Consider the following 4,997-nt stretch of genomic DNA (forward strand, 5'->3'; position numbering starts at 1 on the left):
TACGTCGCGAACGAAGCCGATGTCGTCGCGATGTTCGACACCGTCACGGCCGCATTCGGCCGCGTCGACGCGCTCGTCAACAACGCGGGCATCGTCGCGCCGTCGATGCCGCTCGCCGACATGCCGGCCGACCGGCTGCGGCGGATGTTCGACACCAACGTGCTCGGCGCGTACCTGTGTGCGCGCGAAGCCGCGCGCCGGCTGTCCACCGACCGCGGCGGCCGCGGGGGCGCGATCGTCAACGTATCGTCGATCGCCTCCCGGCTCGGCTCGCCGAACGAATATGTGGACTATGCGGGGTCGAAAGGCGCGGTCGACTCGCTGACGATCGGTCTCGCGAAGGAACTCGGCCCGCACGGCGTGCGCGTCAACGCGGTACGCCCCGGCCTGATCGAGACCGAAATTCACGCGAGTGGCGGCCAGCCGGGCCGTGCGGCCCGCCTCGGCGCAACGACGCCGCTCGGCCGCGCGGGCGAAGCGCAGGAGATCGCCGAAGCGATCGTCTGGCTGCTGGGCGACGCGGCGTCCTACACGACGGGCGCCCTGCTCGACGTCGGCGGCGGCCGGTAATTCCACCCTGCGGCGCAGCAAAAACCGCCGCTCGAAACAATCCGTCGTCACGACACCACAAATCTCCACAATTCCGTGACACGAACGGTAAACCTCCGTAACAATTCCGTGGTCTACTAGCGGACATTCAGACAGGTGTCATAAACACCCGTCCGTTGGCCTTTGATGTGGCCCCAATCGGTCCTGCCCATGTCGCCGGACCCGCTCGACTCGACCCGAGATTCCTTCCATGCCTGGAACCGCAGCGCCCAGCCGGCGACGCACGTCTGTGCCCGCTCCGGCCCAGCACACCCATTCGAACGCCGACGCCAATCTCGCTGCAACGCTCGACGCCGCTGGCACGCCCATCGTCGCCTCGACCGCCGCATCCAGCACCACGCGCGAACGCTCGCTCCTGCTCGGCTGGCGCACGTGGCTGTTCGTCGCTGCGCTGATCTGCGCGTATACGCTGCCCGGCGTGCTCGGCCACGATCCGTGGAAGCAGGACGAAACCTACACGTTCGGCATCATCCAGCACATGCTCGAGACCGGCGACTTCGTCGTGCCGACCAATGCCGGCCTGCCGTTCATGGAAAAGCCGCCGCTTTACGCGTGGGTCGCGACCAGCCTCGCATGGCTGCTGCAGCGCGTGATGCCGCTGCACGACGCCGCACGGCTCGCGAGCGCGCTGTTCGCCGCCCTTGCATTCGGCTTCATCGCGCGCGCGGCGCGCGTCGCCAGCCGCGCAGACTCCTGGTTCGACCTGCGCGTGATCGGTCCGGTCGTGCTGAGCGCGAGCACGCTCGTCGTCATCAAGCACGTGCACGACATGATGACCGACGTCGCGCTGTTCGCCGGCACGGCAATCGCCTTCTGCGGACTGCTCGAACTCGTGATGCAGCACGTCGCGCGCGCACAGCAGATGCGCCACGGACTGCCGGTCCGTCCGTCGGGACGCTGGGCCGCGCCGATCTTCGGTGCGGGCGTCGGCATCGCGCTGATGACGAAGGGGCTGTTCGTGCCGCTCGTGTTCGCGGCCACGCTCGTCGGCGCGCTGGTGCTCTATCCGGCCTGCCGCACCCGCTCGTTCGCGCGCTCGCTCGGCGTCGCCGCACTGGTGTTCGCGCCGTTCGCGCTCATCTGGCCGATCGCGCTGTTCCTGCGCTCCGAGACGCTGTTCATGACGTGGTTCTGGGATAACAACGTCGGCCGCTTCTTCGGTTTCTCCGTCCCCGAACTGGGCGCGGAAAACGACAAGCCGTTCTTCATCCTGCGCGCGTTCCTGGCCGTCGGCTTCCCGGTCGCACCGCTCGCGATCGTCGCACTCGCGCGCGGTGCATGGCGCGACTGGCGCACGCCGCGCATCGCACTGCCCGTGATGTTCGCGGGCGTCGGGCTCGTCGTGCTGCAAGTGTCCGCGACGTCGCGCCAGCTCTACATCCTGCCGTTCTTCGCCCCGCTCGCGCTGGTCGCCGCACAGGCCATCGACCGCCTGCCGCGCCAGCTGCATCTCGCGTGGGACTACCTGAGCCGCATCCTGTTCGGCACGACCGCCGCGCTCGCATGGGCCATCTGGGCGGTGATGGCCGATCCGGCCGCGTCGCGCAAGGATCTCGCACTGCTCGGCCGCTGGCTGCCGCTCGACTGGGCGATGCCGATCGAACCCGCGCTCGTGATCGGCGCGCTCGTGCTGACGGTCGGCTGGCTGACGCTGCTGCCGAAGCTGCGCGCGACGGGCGTCTGGCGCGGCGCGCTGTCGTGGGGCGCTGGCGCACTCGTCGCATGGGGGCTCATTTACACGCTGCTGCTGCCGTGGCTCGACGTCGCGAAGAGCTACCGCTCGGTGTTCGACGACCTGAACGCACACCTCGCGCTCGAATGGAACGACGGCGACTGCATGGCGAGCCTGCACGGGCTCGGTGAATCGGAAGCGCCGATGCTGTACTACTTCTCCGACATCCAGCACACGCCGATCGCCGACGCGAAGACGACGCGCTGCACGTGGATGATCGTCCAGGGCGTGCGGGCCGTCGATCCGGCGCCCGGCAACGAATGGAAACTGTTCTGGACGGGCGCACGCCCGGGCGACAACGACGAACTGCTGCGCGTGTACGTTCGCACGCCCGAACAGCACGCGGAGTAATGCGGGGAGGCACGGCGCGGCGTCGTGCTTGCCCTCCCTCACGCCAGGCTTGCAGCGGTGAGCCCCCCGCCTGAGCAGCGAACAGCCCTCGGGAAATGCGCGCCGTCGACCGGCGTTCCCTACGGCCTCCAAGCCCGCGTGAGCGTGATTCCGCGGGCCTGCCCCCTCCCCTTGTCACGCCACCACCCGGATCTTCAGAACGAGGAGCCGGGCTCGCGAAGAAACGCCGTCTCCTCGTCGCTCGAGGCCCGACCGAGAATCGCATTCCGGTGCGGAAAGCGGCCGAAGCGCTCGACGACGGCCGCGTGCAGCAACGCGAAGCGGTGATAGCTCTCGCACCCTGCCTCGTCCCGGATGCCCGCGCACAGGCGCACGGCCTCGCGCTGGCTCTCGACCGACTCGTCGTGCTCGAACGGCAGATACGCAAACGCGCGGTGATGCCCGCTCGGCAACTGCGCGTCCCAGCCGGCCGCGACGACGCGGCGCGCGAGCGCGAGTGCCTTCGGATCGGCGGCAAACGCGCGCGGCGTGCCGCGATGGATGTTGCGCGAGAACTGGTCGAGCACGATGATCAACGCCAGCGCCCCCGACGGCGAGCCTGCCCAGTGATCGCAAGCGCCGTCGCACGCGGCGTCGAGCACGGCGCCGTAGCGCGTGCGCAGCACGTCGTCGAACGCCGCGCCGCCGTTGAACCAGACCTTGCGGTCCTGCCCGAATTCGGCCGAGCCCGGCTCGCCAAACCAGAAATCCAGAATCTCCCGCGCTTGCGGATCGAGCGCCGCTGCGCCCGCGTGGGTGGTGTCAATCGTCATGCAAACTCCAGTACGAGGCGCCGGGTGCGCGCGCTCTTCTTTTCCAGTTTCGCGACCCGCAGCTCGCCGATCTCGGACGTGTTGCGCACATGCGTGCCGCCACACGGCTGCAGGTCGACCTGCTCGATGCGCAGCAGCCGCACGCGGCCGAGGCCCATCGGCGGCTTCACGCTCATCGTGCGCACGAGATCCGGCCGTGCGGCCATCTCGTCGTCGGTGATCCATTCGGTCGTGACCGGGTGCGCGCCGGCCACCAGGCCGGCGAGGCGTCGCTCGACGTCATCGCGGTCGATTGCGTCGGACGTCGCGAAATCGAGCCGCACGTAGTCGGCCGTCACGCTGCAGCCGTCGACCGCGTACGGCAGCACCGCACACATCAGGTGCGCGGCCGTATGCAGCCGCATGTGGCGATAGCGGCGCAGCCAGTCGATCCCCGCGACGACGTGCGTGCCGGGCACAAGCGCCGCGACGCTCGCCTCCTGCCCCGGTGCGGGCACGTGCACGGCGTCGTCGGGCGTCGCGCCGTCGAACTTGGCCTTGCGCGTATCGGCAATCGCGATCGTGCTGCCGTCCGGCAGCGTCAGCGTGCCGGTGTCGCCGGCCTGGCCGCCGCCGAGCGGATAGAACACGGTGCGGTCGAGCCGGATGCCGTCGTCGCCGACAGCCAGGACGACCGCATCGCATTGCGTGAGGTACGCATCTTCGCGAAACAGCGCTTGTGTCGTCATCGGGCGAGCCTCGTATCGATTGGGGGAAGCGGCCAGTGTCGCGCCGCGCGGCGCGCGCGCCCAGACGCAGATCGTCCCGCGCGCGGACGGCGGCGTACCGGTCGATCAACCGGGCCGGTTGCGCATCCAGTCGGCCGTGTCGTAGAACGAATGCATGAGCCGCTCGCGCAGCGGCTCGGGCAGCCCGATGTCGTCCATCGCCCACGCCATGCAGCGCAGCCACTGGTCGCGCTCGACCGACGCGATCGGGAACGGCAGGTGCCGCGCGCGCAGCCGCGGATGGCCGAACCGGCTGATGTAGTGGTCGGGGCCGCCGAGCCACCCGCACAGGAACCAGAACAGCTTGTCGCGCGAACCGTCAAGCGATGCCGGGTGCAGCGCGCGAATCTGCGCGAACTCGGGCTCGAGGTCCATCAGGTCGTAAAAGCGGTCCACCATTTCGCGCACGCGGGCTTCACCGCCCACGAGCTCGAACGCCGTCGGCTGCGACGGCGCATCGTCATTCACATCGGTCATACGGATAGTCGGAAAACAGGATCTTCGGGGCCGCCGGCAACGCTCATGCGTCGCGCAGCGACTGCAGCGCGGGGCGCCGCAACACATTATGCAGGCTCAGCCAGCCGGCCGCACCGGCGCATGCAACGCCGGCCACGATGCCGGCCGGCACGAGCCACGGATCGACCGCGAGCTGGAAATCGAACACGCGCGACGCAAGCACCCAGCCGACCGCGATCGCGCCCGCCGAGGCCAGCGCGCCGGCCAGCG

General features: G+C 69.4%; 5 protein-coding genes and 1 pseudogene. 2 read left to right on the forward strand and 4 right to left on the reverse strand.

The window, feature by feature from the left end; translation table 11 throughout:
* The coding region (locus G3N93_RS33545) for an SDR family oxidoreductase (protein WP_206134892.1) at positions 1-570 on the forward strand (570 nt) is incomplete at its 5' end.
* 229 nt (positions 571-799) lie between these two features.
* Positions 800-2,692 carry a glycosyltransferase family 39 protein gene (locus G3N93_RS33550; RefSeq protein WP_206134894.1) on the forward strand — a complete coding sequence of 631 codons (1,893 nt, stop codon included), beginning with the start codon at positions 800-802 and terminating at the stop codon, positions 2,690-2,692.
* Between the two features lie 194 nt (positions 2,693-2,886).
* On the opposite strand, the gene G3N93_RS33555 is transcribed toward G3N93_RS33550, so the two are convergent.
* The 4 genes and pseudogenes from G3N93_RS33555 to G3N93_RS33570 form a co-directional block, all read right to left on the reverse strand.
* Positions 2,887-3,504: a DUF924 family protein gene (locus G3N93_RS33555; RefSeq protein ID WP_206134895.1), complete on the reverse strand. Its 618-nt coding sequence runs from the start codon at positions 3,502-3,504 to the stop codon at positions 2,887-2,889.
* Positions 3,501-4,232: an alanyl-tRNA editing protein gene (locus tag G3N93_RS33560; RefSeq protein WP_206134896.1), complete on the reverse strand. Its 732-nt coding sequence runs from the start codon at positions 4,230-4,232 to the stop codon at positions 3,501-3,503. Before G3N93_RS33560 ends, G3N93_RS33555 begins: the two co-directional genes overlap by 4 nt.
* Before the next feature lie 105 nt (positions 4,233-4,337).
* A complete protein-coding gene (locus G3N93_RS33565) occupies positions 4,338-4,748 on the reverse strand; it encodes a group II truncated hemoglobin (RefSeq protein ID WP_174942657.1) in 411 nt (136 codons plus the stop codon).
* A 43-nt stretch (positions 4,749-4,791) separates the two neighbouring features.
* Positions 4,792-4,997 (reverse strand): annotated as a pseudogene (locus G3N93_RS33570) (ABC transporter permease); the annotation flags it as partial.

This window comes from Burkholderia sp. Se-20378, assembly GCF_017104665.1.
GTDB classification, from domain to species: domain Bacteria; phylum Pseudomonadota; class Gammaproteobacteria; order Burkholderiales; family Burkholderiaceae; genus Burkholderia; species Burkholderia lata.

Bases quoted from the DNA above. Each gene is read 5' to 3' on its own strand.
- G3N93_RS33550 (WP_206134894.1), top strand. From the start codon at position 800: ATGCCTGGAACCGCAGCGCCCAGCCGGCGACGCACGTCTGTGCCCGCT.
- G3N93_RS33555 (WP_206134895.1), bottom strand. From the start codon at position 3,504: ATGACGATTGACACCACCCACGCGGGCGCAGCGGCGCTCGATCCGCAA.
- G3N93_RS33560 (WP_206134896.1), bottom strand. From the start codon at position 4,232: ATGACGACACAAGCGCTGTTTCGCGAAGATGCGTACCTCACGCAATGC.
- G3N93_RS33565 (WP_174942657.1), bottom strand. From the start codon at position 4,748: ATGACCGATGTGAATGACGATGCGCCGTCGCAGCCGACGGCGTTCGAG.